Here is a 19,753-nt window from a genome sequence, read left to right as displayed (position 1 = left end):
CGTCACATCATGCGCGCCGCCACCGACAGGCGGCCCCTACAGGCCGTAGCGCTCGCGCGCCTCCTTCACGGCCGTCGCCGGGACCTCGCCGCGGCGGGCCAGCTGCGCCAGGGAGGCGGCCACGATCGACTGGGCGTCGACGCCGAAGTGGCGGCGGGCCGCGGCGCGGGTGTCCGAGAGGCCGAAGCCGTCGGCGCCCAGCGACGAGTAGTCCTGCTCGACCCACTGCGCGATCTGGTCCGGGACCTGGCGCATGTAGTCGGAGACCGCCAGGACCGGCGACTCGACGCCCGCGAGGACCTGGCGCAGGTACGGCACCCGCTCCTCGCCGCGCAGCAGGGCGGCGTCCGCCTCCAGCGCGTCGCGGCGCAGCTCGGTCCAGGAGGTGGCGGACCACACGTCGGCGGCCACGCCCCACTCCTCGGCGAGCAGCTTCTGCGCCTCCAGCGCCCAGTGGATCGCGGTGCCCGAGCCGAGCAGCTGGATCCGCGGGGCGTTGGCGGGCACGGTGAGGCCGGCCGACTCGGCGGTGTTGAAGCGGTACAGGCCCTTGACGATGCCCTCGTCGACGCCCGCGTGGCCCGGCTTGGCCGGCTGCGGCATCGGCTCGTTGTAGACCGTCAGGTAGTAGAAGACGTCCTGGTCCTCGCCCGGCGCGGCCTCGCCGTACATCCGGCGCAGACCCTCCTTGACGATCGCCGCGACCTCGTAGGCGAACGCCGGGTCGTAGGTCAGGGCGGCCGGGTTGGTGGCCGCGATGACGGGGGAGTGGCCGTCGGCGTGCTGGAGGCCCTCACCGGTCAGGGTGGTGCGGCCGGCGGTGGCGCCGACGAGGAAGCCGCGGCCGAGCTGGTCGCCGAGCTGCCACATCTGGTCGGCGGTCCGCTGCCAGCCGAACATCGAGTAGAAGATGTAGAACGGGATCATCGTCTCGCCGTGCGTGGAGTACGCGGTCGACGCGGCGATGAAGTCGGCCATCGAGCCGGCCTCGGTGATGCCCTCGTTCAGGATCTGGCCGTTGACGGCCTCCTTGTAGTACATCAGCTGGTCGCGGTCGACCGGCTCGTACGTCTGGCCCTTCGGCGAGTAGATGCCGAGCGAGGGGAAGAGGGACTCCATGCCGAAGGTGCGGGCCTCGTCCGGGACGATCGGGACCCAGCGCTTGCCGGTCTCCTTGTCGCGGACCAGGTCCTTCACCAGGCGGACGAAGGCCATCGTGGTGGCGACCGACTGCGAGCCGGAGCCCTTGTCGAAGGAGGCGAAGGCCTTCTCGGACGGGGCCGGGAGCGGGGCGACCGGGTGGACGCGGCGGGCCGGGGCGGGGCCGCCGAGGGCCGCGCGGCGCTCCTGGAGGTAGCGGACCTCGGGGGCGTCGGCGCCCGGGTGGCCGTAGGGCACCACGCCGTCGACGAACTGCGCGTCCGAGATGGGGAGTTCGAGGAGGTCGCGCATGTTCTTGAACTCGTCGGTGGTGAGCTTCTTCATCTGGTGGTTCGCGTTCTTCGACGCGAAGCCCTCACCCAGGGTGAAGCCCTTGACGGTCTGCGCCAGGATCACGGTCGGGGCGCCCTTGAACTCCAGGGCGGCCTTGTACGCGGCGTACACCTTGCGCGGCTCGTGGCCACCGCGCGAGAGGTGGAAGCACTCCAGGATCTTGTCGTCCGAGAGCAGCTGCGCCATCGCGACCAGCGCCGGGTCCTTGCCGAAGAAGTCCTGGCGGATGTAGGCGGCGTCGCGGGTCTGGTACGTCTGGACCTGCGCGTCCGGCACCTCGCGGAGGCGGCGGACCAGGGCGCCGGTGGTGTCGAGCGCGAACAGCTCGTCCCAGGCGTTGCCCCAGAGGGTCTTCACGACGTTCCAGCCGGCGCCGCGGAACTGGGCCTCCAGCTCCTGCACGATCTTGAAGTTGGCGCGGACCGGGCCGTCGAGGCGCTGCAGGTTGCAGTTGATGACGAAGGTCAGGTTGTCCAGACCCTCGCGGGCCGCCAGCGCGAGGGCGGCGGTCGACTCGGGCTCGTCCATCTCGCCGTCGCCGAGGAAGGCCCACACGTGCGAGGCGGAGACGTCCTTGATGGCGCGGTTGGTCAGGTAGCGGTTGAAGCGCGCCTGGTAGATCGCGGAGAGCGGGCCGAGGCCCATGGAGACGGTGGGGAACTCCCACAGCCAGGGCAGCCGGCGCGGGTGCGGGTAGGAGGGCAGGCCGTTGCCGCCCGACTCCTGCCGGAAGTTGTCGAGGTGCGACTCGCCCAGGCGGCCGTCGAGGAAGGCGCGGGCGTAGATGCCGGGGGAGGCGTGGCCCTGGATGTAGAGCTGGTCGCCCGAACCGTCGCCCTCCTTGCCCTTGAAGAAGTGGTTGAAGCCGGTCTCGTAGAGCCAGGCCGCGGAGGCGAAGGTGGCGATGTGGCCGCCGACGCCGTGCTTGGAGCCGCGGGTGACCATCGCGGCCGCGTTCCAGCGGTTCCACGCGGTGATCTTCCGCTCCATCTCCTCGTCGCCGTCGATGACCGGCTCGGCGGAGGTGGGGATGGTGTTGAGGTAGTCCGTCTCCAGGAGCTTGGGCAGGGCCAGGCCCGCGCCCTCCGCGTGCTGGAGCGTGCGGCGCATCAGGTAGGCGGCCCGGTGGGGGCCGGCGGCCTTGGTGACGGCGTCCAGGGAGGCCGCCCACTCGGCGGTCTCCTCGGTGTCACGGTCCGGGAGCTGGTCGAGCTCGCTCGGAATCTTGCCTACGGGATCGGTCATGATCGCCGCCTTCCGGACAGATGGGGGTGGAGATAAAAACGGGGGCCTTGTCTGGCAGGACAGGGCGAAGGGCCGGGTAGCGGCCCGCCGGAAACTGTAAACCGCCGATCGATGATCGATCAAAGGGTTGAAGGCGGAAACCTCTTCAGATCGAGAAAGTCGGCACAGGGTGCCGCGAAAGGGGGCACCGGGTGCCGACTTTTCGAACGGGTCGCAAAGGCCGCGAAAACGCCGAGAGCCCCGCCGGAGCGGGGCTCTGACCTGCGAGGAAGTCTCAGGCGCGGGGCGCGCAGCCGAGGACGTGGGCCTTCACCAGGGCCCCGATGTTCGGATCCCCCCTGCGGAAGGCCTCCACGAGGTCCTGGTGCTCCTCCGCGTACGACTTCTGCACCGTGCCCAGCCAGCGGATCGACAGGGCGGTGAAGACCTCGATGCCCAGCCCCTCCCAGGTGTGCAGCAGCACGCTGTTGCCGGCCGCCTTCACCAGCTCGCGGTGGAAGGCCACCGTGTGCCGGACCTGCGCCGTGCCGTCCGAGCTCGCGTCCGCCTCGTACAGCGCCGCCACGTGCGGCTCCAGGGTCGAGCAGTCGGCCGACAGCCGGGGCGCGGCCAGCTCGGCCGCGATCTGCTCCAGACCGGCCCGGACCGGATAGCTCTCCTCCAGGTCCGCGGCCGTGAGGTTGCGCACCCGGACGCCCTTGTTCGGCGCCGACTCGATCAGCCGCAGCGACTCCAGCTCGCGCAGCGCCTCGCGGACCGGGGTCTGGGAGACCTCCAGCTCGGTCGCGATCCGGCGCTCCACGATCCGCTCGCCCGGCTTCCAGCGGCCGCTGACGATCCCCTCCACGATGTGCTCGCGGATCTGCTCGCGCAGCGAGTGGACGACGGGGACGGTCATGGAGCGGCTCCTCCGGGAGTTTCGTGACCCTTAGACAATACGGCGGTGTCCCCGCCCGGACACACATCCGGACGGGGACACCGCTGGTGAGGCTCGTTACGTTGCCTCCTGGGCGCGCAGCGCCCTCGGGAGCCTTACAGGCCGAGGTCCACCTCGAACTCGCCGGCCTCCAGGATCGCCTTGACGGCCGTCAGGTAGCGGGCGGCGTCGGCGCCGTCCACCAGACGGTGGTCGTAGGAGAGCGACAGGTAGGTCATGTCGCGGATGCCGATGACGGTGCCCTCGGCGGTCTCGATGACGGCCGGGCGCTTCACCGTGGCGCCGATGCCCAGGATGGCGACCTGGTTCGGCGGAACGATGACGGTGTCGAACAGCGCACCGCGCGAACCGGTGTTGGAGATGGTGAAGGTCGCGCCGGCGAGGTCGTCCGGCGTGATCTTCGAGGCGCGCACGGCGGCCGCCAGCTCCGCGGTCTTCTTGGAGATGCCGGCGATGTTGAGGTCGCCCGCGCCCTTGATGACCGGGGTCATCAGACCCTTCTCGGAGTCCACCGCGATACCGATGTTCTCGGTGTCGAAGTAGGTGATCGTGCCCTCGTCCTCGTTGATCCGGGCGTTGATGACCGGGTGGGCCTTCAGCGCCTGGGCCGCCGCCTTCACGAAGAACGGCATCGGGGAGAGCTTGACGCCCTCGCGGGCGGCGAAGGCGTCCTTCGCGCGGGCGCGCAGCTTCATCAGCTTGGTGATGTCGACCTCGACGACCGAGGTCAGCTGGGCCTGCGTGTGCAGGGCCTTCATCATGTTGTCGCCGATGACCTTGCGCATGCGGGTCATCTTGACGGTCTGGCCGCGGAGCGGGGAGACCTCCAGGGCCGGGGCCTTCGACGCGGCGGCCGGAGCGGCGGGGGCCGGGGCGGCCTTCTTGGCCTCGGCGGCCGCGAGGACGTCCTGCTTGCGGATGCGGCCGCCGACGCCGGAGCCCTTGACGGCCGCCAGGTCGACACCGTTCTCGGTGGCGAGCTTGCGGACCAGCGGGGTCACGTAGGCGCCGTCCTCCGCCGGGGCGGGGGCGGCGGCCGGAGCGGCCGGGACCGGGGTGACCACGGCCGGGGCGATCGACGGCGCGGCCGGGGCGGCCGGAGCCTGCGCCGGGGCGGCGGCGGGCGCGGCCGGAGCCGGGGCCGGGGCGGCGGCGGGCGCGGCCGGAGCCGGGGCCGGGGCGGCCGGCGCGGGAGCCGGGGCGGCCGGGGCCGGAGCGGCGGCCGGGGCCGGGGCGGCGGGGGCGGCCGGAGCGGCACCCGCGGCACCGATGACGGCCAGCTTGGCGCCGACCTCGGCGGTCTCGTCCTCGCCGACGACGATCTCCAGGAGAACGCCGGAGGCGGGGGCGGGGATCTCGGTGTCGACCTTGTCCGTGGAGACCTCGAGCAGCGGCTCGTCGGCCTCGACGGTCTCGCCGACCGACTTCAGCCAGCGGGTGACGGTGCCCTCGGTGACGGACTCGCCCAGCGCGGGCAGGACCACGTCCGTGCCCTGGGCGGAACCGCCGCCGGCGGCGGCCTCGGCGGTCGGCGCCGGAGCCGGCTCCTGGACCTCGGTGGACGGCGCGGCCTGCGGGGCCTGCGGGGCCGGGGCCTCGGCGGCCGGGGCCGGAGCGGCCTCGGCGGCGGGGGCCGGGGCGGCGGCGGGGGCGCCGGTGCCGTCGTCGATGATGGCGAGCTCGGCGCCGACCTCGACGGTCTCGTCCTCGGCCACCTTGATGGAGGCGAGGATGCCGGAGGCGGGGGCCGGGATCTCGGTGTCGACCTTGTCGGTCGAGACCTCGAGCAGCGGCTCGTCCGCCTCGACGCGCTCGCCCTCGGCCTTGAGCCAGCGGGTGACGGTGCCCTCGGTGACGCTCTCGCCGAGCGCCGGCAGGGTTACGGAAACCGACATGGTTTCAGTTGCTCCTAACGAATTGCGGAAGTTGGTCGTCGCGCCCTGTGAGTGACGTGAGCGTCAGTCGTGGGAGTGCAGAGGCTTGCCGGCCAGGGCCAGGTGGGCCTCGCCGAGCGCCTCGTTCTGCGTCGGGTGGGCGTGGATGAGCTGCGCGACCTCGGCCGGCAGCGCCTCCCAGTTGTAGATCAGCTGCGCTTCGCCGACCTGCTCGCCCATGCGGTCACCGACCATGTGGACGCCGACCACGGCACCGTCCTTGACCTGGACGAGCTTGATCTCGCCCGCGGTCTTGAGGATCTTGCTCTTGCCGTTGCCCGCGAGGTTGTACTTGAGGGCGACGACCTTGTCCGCGCCGTAGATCTCCTTGGCCTTGGCCTCGGTGATGCCGACGGAGGCGACCTCGGGGTGGCAGTACGTCACCCGGGGCACGCCGTCGTAGTCGATCGGAACGGCCTTGAGACCGGCGATCCGCTCCGCCACCAGGATGCCCTCGGCGAAGCCGACGTGCGCGAGCTGGAGGGTCGGGACCAGGTCGCCGACCGCGGAGATGGTGGGCACGTTGGTGCGCATGTACTCGTCGACCAGGACGTAGCCGCGGTCCATCGCGACGCCCTGCTCCTCGTAGCCGAGGCCGGCCGAGACCGGGCCGCGGCCGATGGCGACGAGCAGCACCTCGGCCTCGAAGGTCTTGCCGTCCGCGAGGGTGACCTTCACGCCGTTCTCGGTGTACTCGGCGCTCTGGAAGAAGGTGCCGAGGTTGAACTTGATGCCCCGCTTGCGGAAGGCGCGCTCCAGGAGCTTCGAGCTGTTCTCGTCCTCGACCGGGACGAGGTGCTTCATGCCCTCGATCACCGTGACGTCGGTGCCGAAGGACTTCCACGCGGAGGCGAACTCGACGCCGATCACACCGCCGCCGAGGATGATGGCGGACTCCGGCACACGGTCCAGGGTGAGGGCGTGGTCCGAGGTGATGATCCGGTTGCCGTCGATCTCCAGGCCCGGCAGGGACTTCGGCACGGAACCGGTGGCGAGCAGGACGTGGCGGCCCTCGACCCGGCGGCCGTCGACGTCGACGGAGGTCGGGGAGGACAGCCGGCCGGTGCCCTCGATGTAGGTGACCTTGCGGGAGGCGACGAGACCCTGCAGACCCTTGTAGAGGCCCGAGATCACGTCGTCCTTGTACTTGTGCACGCCCTTGATGTCGATGCCCTCGAAGGAGGCCTTGACACCGAACTGCTCCGCCTCGCGGGCCTGGTCGGCGACCTCGCCGGCGTGGAGCAGGGCCTTCGTCGGGATGCAGCCGTTGTGCAGGCAGGTGCCGCCGAGCTTGTTCTTCTCGATCAGTGCGACGTCCAGGCCCAGCTGCGCTCCGCGCAGCGCCGCGGCGTAACCGCCGCTACCGCCGCCGAGGATCACTAGGTCGAAAACGGTGCTGGCGTCGTTCGCCACGTCACGTCCTCCATGCATGTGCGCTCGTCGCCGGTCGTCGATGACCGGGCGGCGGCTCCGGTGTCCGGCCGCATTATGTCGGCCCTGTGGTGGGGGCCCTGTCCTGCCGAGAACCCATCTTCGCACTTGTTGACGGATGGCGGGACGCGGGGCCGGTGGATGAGACCGGGCGATCCTCCGTCCGGCCACCCGGCGGGGCGTACGAAGCTACGGATTTCGTCGTCGGCGAACACGCGCGGGGGCGCCCGCGGACGCACGCGCGGGGGCCCCGGGCGCGACGCCCGGGGCCCCTGTCGTCACCGGCGCGCTCAGAGCTCGCCGGCCGCCGTCAGCTCGGCCAGCCGGACCAGGGTGCGGACCGAGGAGCCGGTGCCGCCCTTGGGGGTGTAGCCGTACGGGGCGCCCTCGTGGAAGGCCGGGCCCGCGATGTCCAGGTGGGCCCAGGTGATGCCCTCGCCCACGAACTCCTGGAGGAAGAGGCCGGCGACCAGGCCGCCGCCCATCCGGACGCCCATGTTCGCCATGTCGGCGGTGGGGGAGTCCATGGTCTTGCGCAGGTCGGCCGGGAGCGGCATCGGCCAGGACTGCTCGCCGACCTCGCCCGCGATCTCGTGGATCGCGGTCCGGTAGTCGTCGTCGTTGGCCATGATGCCGAAGGTGCGGTCGCCGAGCGCGAGGACCATGGCGCCGGTCAGGGTCGCCACGTCGACGATCGCGTCCGGGTGCTCCTCGGACGCCTTGGTGAGGGCGTCCGCGAGGACGAGCCGGCCCTCGGCGTCGGTGTTGAGGACCTCGACGGTCTTGCCGCTGTACATGCGCAGCACGTCACCCGGGCGGGTGGCGGAGCCGGACGGCATGTTCTCGGCGAGGGCGAGCCATCCCGTGACGTTGACCTCCAGGCCGAGGCGGGCCGCGGCGACGACGGTGGAGAGCACGGCGGCGGCGCCGCTCATGTCGCACTTCATCGTCTCGTTGTGGCCGGCCGGCTTGAGGGAGATGCCGCCCGAGTCGTAGGTGATGCCCTTGCCGACCAGGGCGAGGGTCTTCTCCGCCTTCGGGTGGGTGTAGGCGACGCGGACCAGGCGCGGCGGGTTCTCCGAGCCCTTGCCGACGCCCAGGATGCCGCCGTAGCCGCCCTTGGCGAGCGCCTTCTCGTCGAGGACCTGGACCTTGAGGCCGTGCTCCTTGCCGGCGGCCTGGGCGGCGGCGGCGAAGACGGCCGGCGTCAGGTCGTTCGGCGGCATGTTGATGAGGTCGCGGGCGCGGTTGATCTCCCCGGCCACGGCCAGGGCGCGGTCCGCGGCGGCCTTGTGGGCCTTGTCGCGGGGCTTGGCGCCGAGCAGCGCCACCTCGGCCAGCGGCTTCTTCGCGGCGGGGGCGTCCTTGTCGGCCTGCCCCTTGCAGGCGTCGAAGGAGTACGCGCCCAGCAGCGCGCCCTCCGCGATCGCGCCGGCGTCCCCGGCCGAGGCGACCGGCAGCGCGAACGCGGCCTTCTTCGAGCCGAACAGGGCACGGGCGGCGGTGCCGGCGGCGCGGCGCAGGATCTCGGAGTCGTACGACTCGCCGTCCTCGGGGGCGGGGCCGAGGCCGACGGCGAGGACGACGGGGGCCTTCAGGCCGGCGGGCGCGGGGAGCTTGGTCGCCTCACCCTCTCCACCCGAGGCGCCCAGGGTCTCCAGGACGGCGGCGAGCCGGCCGTCGAACGCCTTGTCGACGGCCTCCGCGCCCGGGGCGACGACGAGCGCCTTCCCGGCCTTCGCGACGCCGACGACGAGAGCGTCGGCACGCAGCGTCGCCGCTCCGGCAGTGCTGAGAGTGAGAGCAGTCACGGTGGTGAAATCTCGCTTCCATTGAGTTCTGTGGCGGTCGAGGGATGGGCCGACCGAGCCCGCCGCATCGTATTTCGGCCCGATGAGCGCCGAGAACGAGCCTACGCTCGCTCACCTGGTTCGCTCACCGCGGCTTCGATTCACTCATCCGAGGTGTCTCTTTCATGTTTGTCCTTCCGGCTCCCGCTCCGGCGCCACACTCGCCTCATTCACGCAAGCGCGGCACTCACGCCTTCGCTTCATCTCCACAGGTTCCCCCGCGTCGGGAGACCTGCCGAGGGGGGACACCACACCATGCACGCGAACAGATCCCGCACGCCCGCGGCCGCGCCGAGGAAGTCCGGAAACAAGGGGGTGCCGCGCCGCGCGGGCCGCACGGCGGGGGCGCTCGCGGCCGCCGCGCTCCTCGCCACCGTGGTCCCGTCCGCGCAGGCCGCGGCCGCCCCCGCGCCCCGGATCGACCTCACCGTCCTCGTCGTCGACGACGGCGGCAGCGCCATCGAGGCCATCACCGCCGAGCTGAAGGGCTCCGGCGTCCCGTACCGCACCCTCGACCTGAACGACCCGGACCGGCCCGTCCTCACCCCGGCCTTCCTCAGCGACACGGTCGACGGCCGGCCCCGCGCCCGCTACCAGGGCGTCGTCCTGCCCCACGAGACCGCCTTCGGCCCCGACTCCGCCGAGCACACCGCCCTCCAGGCGTACGAGCGGACCTTCGGCATCCCCCAGGTCGACGCCTACACCTGGTCCCACCCCGGCGTCGGCCTCGACTACACCACCGAGGGCGGCTGGTCCGGCGTCCTCGACGGCGTCACCGCCGGCGTCACCCCGGCAGGGAAGGCCGGCCCCTTCGGCTACCTCGCCGGCAGCCTGACCTTCGAGGACAACGACCCGGCGGTCTCCGAGAGCTACGGCTACGCGGGCCGCCCCCGGGCCGGCTTCACCAGCCTCGTGGACATCCCCGTCGACGGCGGCGGCCGGGCCAGCCTGGTCGGCGAGTACACCGCCGACGGGCGCCGCGAGCTGGTCGTCACCTTCGCCTACAACCAGTACCAGCGGCAGTTCCGCGCCCTCTCCCGCGGCATCGTCGAATGGCTCACCCAGGGCGTCCACCTCGGCCAGTCCCGGAACTACCTCTCCGTCCACGTCGACGACGTCTTCGCCCCCGACGCCCGCTGGGACGCCGTCCGCAACTGCACCCCCGGCGACCTCGACTGCGTCGGCGGCGACGGCGAGGCCGAGAACCCCATCCGGATGACCGCCGCCGACGCCGTCCACGCCGCCGCCTGGCAGAAGGCCTCCGGCTTCACCCTCGACATGGTCTACAACGGCGGCCAGGGCGAGCAGTGGAAGGCCGAACACGGCGGCACCGACCCGCTCGCCGCCCGGCTGATCGCCGACCGCGCCCAGTACCGCTGGATCAACCACACCTACACCCACCCCTTCCTCGGCTGCGTCCAGGACAACACCACCGTCCCCTGGCAGTGCGCGAGGAACGCCTCCGGCGCCACCCTCTGGGTCGGCCGCGCCGAGCTCTCCGCGCAGATCCGGGACAACGTCAACTGGGCGCTGGGCAAGGGCATCTCCCTCGACCGCTCCGAACTCGTCACCGGCGAGCACTCCGGCCTGAAGACCCTGCCCCAGCAGCCGGTCGACAACCCCAACCTGGCCGGCGCCCTCGCCGACAACGGCGTGAAGTGGACGGCGAGCGACAACTCCCGCGAGCCCCGCCAGCGGGCCGTCGGCGCCGCGAAGACCGTCCCCCGGCACCCGATGAACGTCTACTACAACGTCGGCACCGCCGCCGAGATGACCGACGAGTACAACTGGATCTACACCTCCCGCGCCGACGGCGGCAGCGGCGCCTGCGAGGACAACCCCGCCTCCACCTGCCTGCCCGCCCCGCTCGACACGGCCACCGGCTACGCCGCGTACATCGTCCCCCAGGAGGCCCGCACCGTCCTCGGCCACGTCGTCGCCAACGACCCCCGGCCGCACTACGTCCACCAGTCGAACCTGGCCGAGGAGCGCCTCCTCTACCCCGTCCTCGACCGGGTCCTCGCCGACTACCGGGCGCTCTTCGCCGCCGACACCCCGATCGTGAACCCCCGTCAGAAGGACGTCGGCACCGAGCTGACCCGCCGCGACGCCTGGGACGCCGCCCTCGCCGCCGGCAAGGTCACCGCCTACCGGATCGGGAACACCGTCACCGTCAAGGCGCCCTCCGGCGTCCAGGTCCCCGTCACCGCCCCCGAGGGCACCCGCAAGCAGCTCCTCCTCGGCACCACCGCCTTCGGCACCGCCTACGCCGGCAGCCGCTCCGCCTGGACCGCGCCCGAACCGCTCCAGACCGCCGTCACGCTCCAGCTCCCGACCGCCTGACCTGCACGTCCTGGGGGGACACGCACATGCCGAGCAGTGGCCGTCACGTCACCATGCTCACCGAAGGCACCTACCCGCACGTCCACGGCGGCGTCAGCACCTGGTGCGACCAGCTCGTCCGGGGCATGCCCGAGGTCACCTTCGAGATCCTCGCCCTCACCGGCAGCGGCCGCGAACCCGTCACCTGGGAGCTGCCGCCCAACATCGCCCGGCACACCTCCTTCCCCCTCTGGGGCCACCCCCGGGGACCGGCCGCGCCCACCCGGACGCGCCGGCCCCCGCGGGGGCGCGACCGCCGCCGCTTCCTCGCCGCCTACGAGCACTTCCTGCTCGCCCTGCTCGACCCCGAGGCCGGACACGACCTCGCCGGAGGCCTCTACGAGCTGGCCGCCCTCGCCCGCGAAGGACGGCTCACCCCGGCCCTGCGCTCCGAGGCGGCCCTCCGCTCCCTCATGTGGATCTGGACCATGCCGCACCTGCCGACGCGTGCGGCCGGGCCCACCGTCCACGACGCCCTCACCGCCACCGACCTGCTCGAACACGCCCTGCGGCCGCTCGGCGCCCGGATAGCCGACGGCAGCGTGGCACACGCCGTCTCCAGCGGCCTCGCCACCCTGCCCGCCCTCGCCGCGCAGCACTTCGAAGGGGTGCCCTTCCTGCTCACCGAACACGGCATCTACCTCCGCGAGCGCTACCTCGGCTACCGCACCGAGGCCCAGCGCTGGCCCGTCAAGGCCCTCATGCTCGGCTTCTACCGCGAGCTCAACTCCCTCGGCTACCGCCAGGCCGACCTCATCACCCCCTGCAACCAGTACAACCGGCGCTGGGAGGAGCGCGGCGGCGCCCCCGCCGACCGCATCCGCACCGTCTACAACGGCGTCGACCCGGCCCTCTTCCCCGAGGCCGGACCCGAGCCGGAGACCCCGACGCTCAGCTGGTGCGGCCGGGTCGACCCGATCAAGGACCTGGAGACCCTGATCCGGGCGTACGCCGTCTCCCGCGCCGAACTCCCCGAGCTGAGGCTCCGCCTCTTCGGCCCCGTCCCCGCCGGGAACGAGGACTACCGCACCCTCCTGGAGAAGCTGGCCGCCGAACTCGGCGTCGCCGACGGCGTCTCCTTCGAGGGCCGGGTCTCCGACGTGCCCTCCGCCTACGCGGCCGGCAGCGTGGTGATGCTCTCCTCCATCAGCGAGGGCTTCCCCTTCTCCCTCATCGAGGCCATGTCCTGCGGCCGGGCCACCGTCTCCACCGACGTCGGCGGGGTCCGGGAGGCGGTCGGCGACACCGGGATCGTCGTCCCGCCCCGCGAACCGGCCGTCATGGCCGCCGCCGTCTCCGCCCTGCTGCGCGACGGCGCCCGCCGCGCCGAACTCGGCCGGCGGGCCCGCCAGCGCGTCATCGACGAGTTCACCCTGCACCGCTCGGTCGACGGATTCCGCCGCATCTACCGCGAACTCGCCGCCCCCCGCGCCTCCGCGCCGGCGCCCGCCCCCGTCCCGCTGCGCGTCAGCATCCCCTCCCCGCGCCGCGGCGCGCCCCGAGTCCCCGAAGGCACCCCGGCATGAGCGGCTCCCTCTGGCTGAAGCCCCCGACCACGACCCCGCCCCTGCCGGCCGTGCCCCGGCCCCCGGAACCCCGGGACCTCCCGGAACCCGCCGGACCCGGCACCGCCGCCGACCCCCTCGACGAACTCGCCGCCCGGCTGGACGCGTTCACCGCCGCCGCCGTCCACCCGGACGAGATAGCCGCGCTCCTCGAATCCGACGGCATGACCGACGACCACATCCGCCTCACCTACGGGCGGAACGATTCCTTCGCGCTCGCCGAGGACCTGTACGCGCGCGCGGAGCGACGCCACCCGGACCCGCCCCCGAAGTCCGCCGCCCGCCCAGCCTGGTCCGAAGGGCTCGGCGGCTGCCTGGTCCGCGGCCTCGTCTTCGCCCTGCCCGGCCTCGCCTACGTCCTCGCGGGCCCGCTGCTCGCCGGACCCGGGGGGCGGTACGGACTGCCCGCCGGCACCGTGCCGCTGCTCGCCGGGGCCGTCACCGGCTGGGTCTGGAACCAGGCCCTCTCCCACCGCGCCCACACCTGGCTCGGCCTCGGCGACCGGGCCGCCGCCGCCCGCGCCCTGCTCACCGGCGCCCCGGCCGGCGCGCTCGCCGGCACCGCCGTCGCCGTCGCCGCCGCCCGCGACGGCGAACTGCCCGCCGCCGTCTTCGCCGCGGGGCAGTCCCTCTACCTCGCCGCCGCCACCGTCCTCCTCGTCCTCGGCAGGGAACGGGCCCTGCTCGCCACCCTGCTGCCGCTCGCCGGCGCCCTGCCCGCCCTCCGCTGGGACCTGCCCGACCCGCTGCGGATCGCCCTGCCGGCCCTCTCGCTCACCGCCGCCTGCCTCGTCGCCGCCCGCGCGCTGCGCCCCGGCCTCGCGCGGGGCGCCGCCGGACGGGCCGGACCGCCGCTCGCCGCCTCCGTCCCGTACGGCCTCTTCGGCCTCGGCAGCGGGGTGCTCGTGCTGCACGCCGGACTCGGCGACTCCCCGGCCGCCGCCGGCGGCGCGGTCATCGCGCTCACCCTCTCCATGGGGCCCGCCGAGTGGCTGCTGCACCGCTTCCGGGGGGCCGGTCTCGCCCGGCTGCGAACCCTCACCACCGCCCGGGAGTTCCGACGCGCCGTCACCGGCACCCTCGTCCTCTGCCTCGGCGGCTACCTGACCGTGCTGCTCGCCCTCGCCCTCGCCGCGGCCCTGCTGTGGCCCGCGGCCCCCTGGCCCGCCCCGGACCGGCTGCCGCTCCTCCTCCTCGTCGGCACCGTGCTCTGGCTGGGGCTGCTCCTCCAGGCCTTCGGCGCCGTCACCGCGGCGGCCGCGGTCTGTCTGCTGGCCGCCGCCGCGCAGACCCTCGAACCGGCGGCGGGCCCGCTCGCCGCCGGGGGAGCGGCGGCCGTGCTGGCCGTCCTCAGCCGTGTTCTGCTGGTACGACCCACCGCCCACCGCCCCTAGGAAGCCCGGCGAATGAATCGTTTCCTCCTGGTGCCCTTCTACGAACACCCCACCGACCGGCCCGAGGGCTGGGCGGCCCTGATCGCGGCCGCGCCGAGCCTCCACGGCGTCGTCCTCAACCCGGCGAACGGTGCCGGCGAGGCCCCCGACCCGGCCTTCGCCGAGGCCGCCGGCCGGCTGCGCGCCGCCGGGGTGCGGATCCTCGGGTACGCGGACACCGCCTACGGCCGCCGCCCGCACGGCGAGGTCGTCGCCGACCTGCTCCGCCACCGCGACTGGTACGGCGCCGACGGGGCCTTCCTCGACCAGGTGGCGACCGCGCCCGACGCCCTGCCGCACTACCGGCGGCTCGCCGTCGCCGCCCGGGCCGCCGGCGCCGCGACCCTCGTCCTCAACCACGGCACCCCGCCCGACGAGGGGTACGCCGAACTGGCCGACCTGCTGGTCACCTTCGAGGGCCCCTGGGACGCGTACCGCACCCTCGACCCGCCGGCCGCACCCCACCACTGCCACCTGGTCTACGCGGCCCCGCCCGGCTTCCGCCCCGCCACCGCGATCCACTGCGCGGTCCCGGGGACCGGCGCCCACCCCTGGGGCACCCTGCCGCACGACGTCCCGGAGTTCGCCCGATGAGACGCCTCCTGCCCCTCCTCGCGGCCCTCCTCCTGCTGGCCACCGCCTGCACCTCGGGGCGGGGCCCCGACCCCAAGCCCGAGGAGCGGGAGCGCTGGCGCCCGACGGCCGGCCTGGCCTGGCAGTGGCAGCTCAGCGGACGACTGGACCCGACCGTCGACGTCCCGGTCTACGACATCGACGGCTTCGACCACCCGGCCGCGACCGTCGCCGACCTGCACCGCCGGGGCCGGAAGGTGATCTGCTACCTCTCCACCGGAGCCTGGGAGGACTTCCGCCCCGACGCCGGCCGCTTCCCGAAGTCCGTCCTCGGCAGGGGCAACGGCTGGGACGGCGAGCGCTGGCTCGACATCCGCCGCACCGACGTCCTCGAACCCCTCATGGCCGAGCGGATCGACATGTGCCGCGCCAAGGGCTTCGACGCGGTGGAGCCCGACAACATGGACGGCTACCGCAACCGCACCGGCTTCCCGCTCACCGCCGCCGACCAGCTCCGCTACAACCGCCTGATCGCCCGCCTCGCCCACGAACGCGGCCTCGCCGTCGGCCTCAAGAACGACCTCGACCAGATCCCCCAGCTCCTCCCCGACTTCGACTTCGCCGTCAACGAGCAGTGCGCCGAGTACGAGGAGTGCCACCGCCTGGCCCCCTTCACCGCCGCGGACAAGCCCGTCTTCCACGCCGAGTACGAACGGACCCCCCGCCAGTTCTGCGCGACCTCCCGCGAACTGAACCTCGGCTCGGTGCAGAAGAAGTACGAACTCGACGCCTGGCGCCGCGCCTGCTGAGGTTCAGCCCAGGGTCAGTGCCACCAGGGTGACCGTCGCCGCCGTCTCCTCCACCGCGCCGAAGACGTCGCCGGTGACGCCGCCGAAGCGGCGGACGCAGCGGCGCAGCAGGAGGGCGGCGGCGGCGAGGCCGGCGCCGGCGGCGAGGACGGCGTGGACGGCGTCGTAGGGGGAGAGGAGCAGGCCGGTGCCGGCGGCGAGGAGGAGGACGGCTGCGGTGCACAGGGTCGCGGAGCGGACCGGCACCGTGGCGGCGACGATCGCGCCGAGGCCCTCGGGCCGGGCGGCCGGGACGCCGTGCCGGGAGGCGTGGGTGAGGGCGAGCCGGGCGACCGTGGCGGCCAGCGCGGCGGCGACCGCGCCGTGCGCCCAGCCCTCGCCGTACAGCTCGTGGACGGCGGCGACCTGGGCGAGCAGGACGAGGACGAGGGTGACGACGCCGAACGGGCCGATGTCGGACTGCTTCATGATGCGCAGGGCGTCCTCGGCCGGCTTGGCGCTGCCGAGGCCGTCGGCGGTGTCGGCGAGGCCGTCGAGGTGGAGGCCCCGGGTGAGCACGGCGGGCACGGCGACGGTGACGACGGCGGCGATCAGCGGCCCGGCGCCGAGCGGCAGGAGCACCCCGCCGGCCGCGGCGGCGACGAGTCCGACGACGAGCCCGGCGACCGGGGCGCAGAGCATGCCCGCGCGCGCCGCGTCCCGGTCCCAGCGGGTGATGCGGGCGGGGAACACGGTGAGGGTCCCGAAGGCGAAACGCAGGCCGTCCATCCGGGCAGGGTAATCGGCGGATCCGGACGGTAGATTGCCCACTCCAGGACGTATCGGTCATAGCGGAACGGGGTGGCATGGGTCACTGGTTCTCCCGCAACATCGTCGAGCCGGGAAAGCTCCCGATGCTCCTCGCCCTGACCTCGTTCGTCCTGACCTTCCTGGTCACCCGCACGGTGACCCGGCTGATCCGCGCCGGGAAGGGCCCGTTCGGGAACGTCTCCTCGGGCGGGCTCCACATCCATCACGTCGTGCCCGGCGTGGTCCTCACCGTGCTCGGCGGTTTCGGGGCCGTCGCCAGCGGCCGGCACGGCTTCGGCGCGGCGGCCTTCGCCGTCGTCTTCGGGATCGGCGCCGGCCTCGTCCTCGACGAGTTCGCGCTCATCCTCCACCTGGACGACGTGTACTGGTCGGAGGAGGGCCGGCAGAGCGTCGAGGTCGTCGTCCTCACCGCCGCCCTCATGCTGCTGCCCCTCAGCGGCTTCTCGCCGCTCGGCGTCGACGACGTCACCGCGGAGGAGCGGCAGGACCGGGTGGGCTTCATCCTGACCCTGGTCCTGAACTTCCTCCTCATCCTGGTCACCCTGGTCAAGGGCAAGCTGCGGATGGCGCTGATCGGGGTCTTCGTGCCCTTCGTGGCGATCGTCGGCGCCGTCCGGCTGGCCCGCCCCGGCTCCTGGTGGTGGCGGCACTTCTACGGGCGCCGCCACCGCACCCGGGCCCGCGGCACGGTCCGCGCCTACCGGCACGACAGGCGCTGGACGCGGGTGCGGCGGAAGGTTCAGGACCTGATCGGCGGCTTCCAGGAGCGCGTCCCCGGCCGGGGCTCCACCCCGTCCTGACCGCGCTCCCGCCACGCCAGGACGCCGATCAGCACCAGGACGCCCGCGAGGGCCGCCAGGTGCTCCTTGCCCGCGAGGTTCGGCTTGACGACCACCTCGACCACCATCGCCACGACGACGGCCGCGCCCGTCCAGTACGCCCGCTGCCGCCAGCAGACGTAGACGGCGAGGCCGACCACCGCCGCCGACGGCCCGGTGTCCACCACCTGCGCGTCGGAGGCGGGCAGGCCGAGGGGCGTGCCGGGGCCCAGCGCGATGCCCACGCGCGCGTACAGGGTCCCGCACAGGGTCGCCAGATAGGCGATCCCCAGCGTCCGCCACCGCCCGAGGCACAGCTCGGCGATGCCGAAGACCAGCAGGACCTGGGCGAGCGCGCCCCAGACCGGCAGGTCGAGGGCGGGGACGAACAGCGAGAGCGGGGTGCGCAGCAGGGCGAGCCACAACGGGTCCTCGGCCCGCACCGCGCCGACCGCCTGGACCGGTCCGTACCCCCACTCCTGGTTCTGGACGAACTGGAAGAGCGCGGTGAGGCAGACCGCCGCGAGCGTCAGCGGCACCGCCCTCCAGCGCCGCGCCGCCGGTCCCCGGCGCAGGGTGCCGGCGAGCGGACCCCACTCGCGCCGGGCGAAGCCGCGGACCGCCCCGCTCAACGCCCGCCCGCCAGGTGCTTGCGGTGCAACCACTTCGGCAGCCCGGGCGCCTCCAGGAAACCCTCGGCCCGTCCGGCGGCGAGGCCGATCCGCGGCAGGTCGGCGCTCTTCTCGAAGAGCATGAAGCGGGGCTCCCAGATCGGTCGGTACTTGGCGTTGGCGCGGTACAGCGACTCGATCTGCCACCAGCGGGAGAAGAAGCTGAGCAGCGAGCGCCACATCCTCAGCACCGGTCCGGCGCCGAGCTTCGAGCCGCGTTCGAAGACGGAGCGGAACATCGCGAAGTTCAGCGAGACCTGCGTGATCCCGATCTCCTTCGCCCGCTGGAGGAGCTCGATCACCATGAACTCCATCAGGCCGTTCTCGGCGTCGCGGTCCCGCCGCATCAGATCCAGCGAGAGCCCCTTCGGCCCCCACGGCACGAAGGAGAGCAGCGCCCGCAGCTCACCCGTGCCGTCGCTGCACTCCAGCATCACGCAGCGCCCGTCGCGCGGGTCGCCGAGCCGGCCGAGCGCCATCGAGAAGCCGCGCTCGGTGGCCCCGTCCCGCCAGTCGTCGGCCTTGCGCAGCAGCTCGGCCATCTCCTCGGCGGGGATCTCCTCGTGGCGCCGGATCCGGACCTGGTACCCGGCCCGCTCGACCCGGTTGTACGCCTGCCGGACGGTCCGCATCGCCCGCCCGCCGAGGGTGAACTCGTCGGTCTCCACGATCGCCTCGTCGCCCAGTTCCAGGGCGTCCAGGCCGTGCCGGGCGTAGACCACCCCGGCCTCCTCGCTCGCGCCCATGACCGCCGGGATCCAGCCGTGCTCCCGCGCCTCGGCGAGCCACGGCTCGATCGCCCCGGGCCACGCCTCGGGGTCGCCGATCGGGTCGCCGGAGGCGAGCGAGACCCCGCCGACCACCCGGTAGGCGACGGCGGCCTTCTCGCTCGGCGACCAGATCACGCTCTTCTCGCGGCGCAGCGCGAAGTAGCCGAGCGAGTCCCGGTCGCCCTGCTTGTCCAGGAGCGCCCGCAGCCTCTCCTCGTCCTCCTCGGTCAGCGGGTCGACGGCCCGGCGGGAGCGGAAGGCGGCGAAGAGCACCGCGAAGAGCAGCAGCGTGGACATCACGTTGATGACCACGTCCACCCAGCCCGGGGTGGTGATCGTGGGGAACCGGGAGTCGTCCGAGGCCAGCGTGATCAGCCGCATCACGCCGTACCGCCAGCGCTCCAGGAAGGTGGCGTGCCCGGAGGCCGTGTTGGTGGCGGACACGAGCAGGGCGGCGAGCAGCGAGGTGACCAGCAGGCCGCCGACGGCGACGGCGGCGGCGAGCAGCGGGTTGGAGCGGTCGCCCTTCGCGTAGAACTCCTTGCGGCCGAGCAGCAGGGCGGTGAAGAAGGCCGCGGTCAGGGCCAGCGAGACCCAGTTCTGGGCGTGCTCCCGGACCTCGGGGAAGAGCATCACCAGCGCGAACAGCAGCAGGAAGAGGCCGCTCAGCACGGTGTTGAGGATCCAGGCGGCCCGCTTGCGGCGCCGCATGGTGACCGCCAGGAAGAGCGTGAAGACGCCGGAGGCGAAGCCCGCGGTCAGCATGTACGGCGTGAAGTAGTCGTCCTCGTTGTGCCGCCGCAGGTCCTGTCCGAAGGAGACCCAGACGGCACTCAGGAAGTTGATGAACGTGACGACGCGGAGGTACCAGACGGCGAACGCGGCGCTGCGCCGCGAGCGTTCGGTGCCCCGGGGCGTTCCTTCGGCGGACAAACGGACCTCTCCCATGAAAAGCGATCATATGGGGCACCGCTTGTCGTGCGGCGACGCCGGAGGCGGCCGCCCGCGCGTCGCGGACGGCCGCCTCCGGG

14 protein-coding genes are annotated in these 19,753 nt (G+C 73.3%); 6 read left to right on the top strand and 8 right to left on the bottom strand.

The features are described 5' to 3' along the window. Positions 1 to 36: 36 nt before the first annotated feature. From aceE to ACFW6A_RS01865, 5 genes are all read right to left on the bottom strand, one after another. On the bottom strand, positions 37 to 2,739 hold the full coding sequence (aceE, locus tag ACFW6A_RS01885; RefSeq protein ID WP_351851172.1) for a pyruvate dehydrogenase (acetyl-transferring), homodimeric type: 2,703 nt from the start codon (positions 2,737 to 2,739) through the stop codon (positions 37 to 39). 274 nt (positions 2,740 to 3,013) lie between these two features. Continuing rightward, complete coding sequence (locus tag ACFW6A_RS01880; RefSeq protein WP_351851175.1) at positions 3,014 to 3,637, bottom strand: GntR family transcriptional regulator; 624 nt, start codon at positions 3,635 to 3,637, stop codon at positions 3,014 to 3,016. Between the two features lie 134 nt (positions 3,638 to 3,771). After that, on the bottom strand, positions 3,772 to 5,571 hold the full coding sequence (sucB, locus tag ACFW6A_RS01875; protein WP_351851177.1) for a 2-oxoglutarate dehydrogenase, E2 component, dihydrolipoamide succinyltransferase: 1,800 nt from the start codon (positions 5,569 to 5,571) through the stop codon (positions 3,772 to 3,774). 63 nt (positions 5,572 to 5,634) lie between these two features. Continuing rightward, entirely contained in the window at positions 5,635 to 7,023 is a 1,389-nt protein-coding gene (lpdA, locus tag ACFW6A_RS01870; RefSeq protein WP_043222899.1) for a dihydrolipoyl dehydrogenase, read from the bottom strand. Positions 7,024 to 7,331: 308 nt separating this feature from the next. Continuing rightward, a complete protein-coding gene (locus tag ACFW6A_RS01865) occupies positions 7,332 to 8,852 on the bottom strand; it encodes a leucyl aminopeptidase (RefSeq protein ID WP_351851180.1) in 1,521 nt (506 codons plus the stop codon). A gap of 294 nt (positions 8,853 to 9,146) precedes the next feature. Here ACFW6A_RS01865 and ACFW6A_RS01860 point away from each other — a divergent pair, with 294 nt between their 5' ends. Genes ACFW6A_RS01860 through ACFW6A_RS01840 form a run of 5 tightly spaced genes read left to right on the top strand, consistent with a single transcriptional unit; the run spans position 9,147 to position 15,653 of the window. Beyond that, positions 9,147 to 11,234, top strand: coding sequence for a hypothetical protein (locus ACFW6A_RS01860; protein ID WP_351851182.1), 2,088 nt, complete (start codon positions 9,147 to 9,149; stop codon positions 11,232 to 11,234). 26 nt (positions 11,235 to 11,260) lie between these two features. After that, positions 11,261 to 12,799 carry a GT4 family glycosyltransferase PelF gene (pelF, locus tag ACFW6A_RS01855; protein WP_351851185.1) on the top strand — a complete coding sequence of 513 codons (1,539 nt, stop codon included), beginning with the start codon at positions 11,261 to 11,263 and terminating at the stop codon, positions 12,797 to 12,799. Beyond that, positions 12,796 to 14,232 carry a hypothetical protein gene (locus ACFW6A_RS01850; RefSeq protein WP_351851188.1) on the top strand — a complete coding sequence of 479 codons (1,437 nt, stop codon included), beginning with the start codon at positions 12,796 to 12,798 and terminating at the stop codon, positions 14,230 to 14,232. The genes pelF and ACFW6A_RS01850 overlap by 4 nt, the downstream gene beginning before the upstream one ends. A gap of 12 nt (positions 14,233 to 14,244) precedes the next feature. Further along, positions 14,245 to 14,865, top strand: coding sequence for a spherulation-specific family 4 protein (locus ACFW6A_RS01845; protein WP_351851190.1), 621 nt, complete (start codon positions 14,245 to 14,247; stop codon positions 14,863 to 14,865). Beyond that, complete coding sequence (locus ACFW6A_RS01840; RefSeq protein ID WP_351851193.1) at positions 14,862 to 15,653, top strand: endo alpha-1,4 polygalactosaminidase; 792 nt, start codon at positions 14,862 to 14,864, stop codon at positions 15,651 to 15,653. Before ACFW6A_RS01845 ends, ACFW6A_RS01840 begins: the two co-directional genes overlap by 4 nt. A gap of 3 nt (positions 15,654 to 15,656) precedes the next feature. Here ACFW6A_RS01840 and cobS read toward each other — a convergent pair whose 3' ends face one another. Then, positions 15,657 to 16,421, bottom strand: a complete 765-nt coding sequence (cobS, locus tag ACFW6A_RS01835) for an adenosylcobinamide-GDP ribazoletransferase (protein WP_351851195.1) — start codon at positions 16,419 to 16,421, stop codon at positions 15,657 to 15,659. Positions 16,422 to 16,498: 77 nt separating this feature from the next. On the opposite strand from cobS, the gene ACFW6A_RS01830 reads away from it, so the two are divergent. Continuing rightward, positions 16,499 to 17,263, top strand: coding sequence for a hypothetical protein (locus tag ACFW6A_RS01830; RefSeq protein WP_351851197.1), 765 nt, complete (start codon positions 16,499 to 16,501; stop codon positions 17,261 to 17,263). Here ACFW6A_RS01830 and ACFW6A_RS01825 read toward each other — a convergent pair. Next, the gene (locus tag ACFW6A_RS01825; protein ID WP_351851200.1) at positions 17,203 to 17,913 is read right to left on the bottom strand and encodes a hypothetical protein; all 711 of its coding nucleotides are present in this window, start codon (positions 17,911 to 17,913) and stop codon (positions 17,203 to 17,205) included. The genes ACFW6A_RS01830 and ACFW6A_RS01825 overlap by 61 nt on opposite strands. Next, complete coding sequence (locus ACFW6A_RS01820) at positions 17,910 to 19,670, bottom strand: phosphatidylglycerol lysyltransferase domain-containing protein (RefSeq protein WP_351851203.1); 1,761 nt, start codon at positions 19,668 to 19,670, stop codon at positions 17,910 to 17,912. The genes ACFW6A_RS01825 and ACFW6A_RS01820 overlap by 4 nt, the downstream gene beginning before the upstream one ends. Between the last annotated feature and the right edge of the window lie 83 nt (positions 19,671 to 19,753).

It is taken from the genome of Streptomyces sp. NPDC058758, from assembly GCF_042746075.1.
In the GTDB taxonomy this organism is placed as follows: domain Bacteria; phylum Actinomycetota; class Actinomycetes; order Streptomycetales; family Streptomycetaceae; genus Streptomyces.
The sequence above is the reverse complement of the archived record's forward strand: the minus strand, read 5'-3'. Positions and strand labels throughout refer to the sequence as shown.

What these genes read in the sequence shown, in the direction of transcription:
- ACFW6A_RS01850 (WP_351851188.1), top strand. Translation starts at nt 12,796, where the DNA reads ATGAGCGGCTCCCTCTGGCTGAAGCCCCCGACCACGACCCCGCCCCTG.
- pelF (WP_351851185.1), top strand. Translation starts at nt 11,261, where the DNA reads ATGCCGAGCAGTGGCCGTCACGTCACCATGCTCACCGAAGGCACCTAC.
- sucB (WP_351851177.1), bottom strand. Translation starts at nt 5,571, where the DNA reads ATGTCGGTTTCCGTAACCCTGCCGGCGCTCGGCGAGAGCGTCACCGAG.
- ACFW6A_RS01860 (WP_351851182.1), top strand. Translation starts at nt 9,147, where the DNA reads ATGCACGCGAACAGATCCCGCACGCCCGCGGCCGCGCCGAGGAAGTCC.
- cobS (WP_351851195.1), bottom strand. Translation starts at nt 16,421, where the DNA reads ATGGACGGCCTGCGTTTCGCCTTCGGGACCCTCACCGTGTTCCCCGCC.
- ACFW6A_RS01820 (WP_351851203.1), bottom strand. Translation starts at nt 19,670, where the DNA reads ATGGGAGAGGTCCGTTTGTCCGCCGAAGGAACGCCCCGGGGCACCGAA.
- aceE (WP_351851172.1), bottom strand. Translation starts at nt 2,739, where the DNA reads ATGACCGATCCCGTAGGCAAGATTCCGAGCGAGCTCGACCAGCTCCCG.
- ACFW6A_RS01845 (WP_351851190.1), top strand. Translation starts at nt 14,245, where the DNA reads ATGAATCGTTTCCTCCTGGTGCCCTTCTACGAACACCCCACCGACCGG.
- ACFW6A_RS01880 (WP_351851175.1), bottom strand. Translation starts at nt 3,637, where the DNA reads ATGACCGTCCCCGTCGTCCACTCGCTGCGCGAGCAGATCCGCGAGCAC.
- ACFW6A_RS01840 (WP_351851193.1), top strand. Translation starts at nt 14,862, where the DNA reads ATGAGACGCCTCCTGCCCCTCCTCGCGGCCCTCCTCCTGCTGGCCACC.
- ACFW6A_RS01830 (WP_351851197.1), top strand. Translation starts at nt 16,499, where the DNA reads ATGGGTCACTGGTTCTCCCGCAACATCGTCGAGCCGGGAAAGCTCCCG.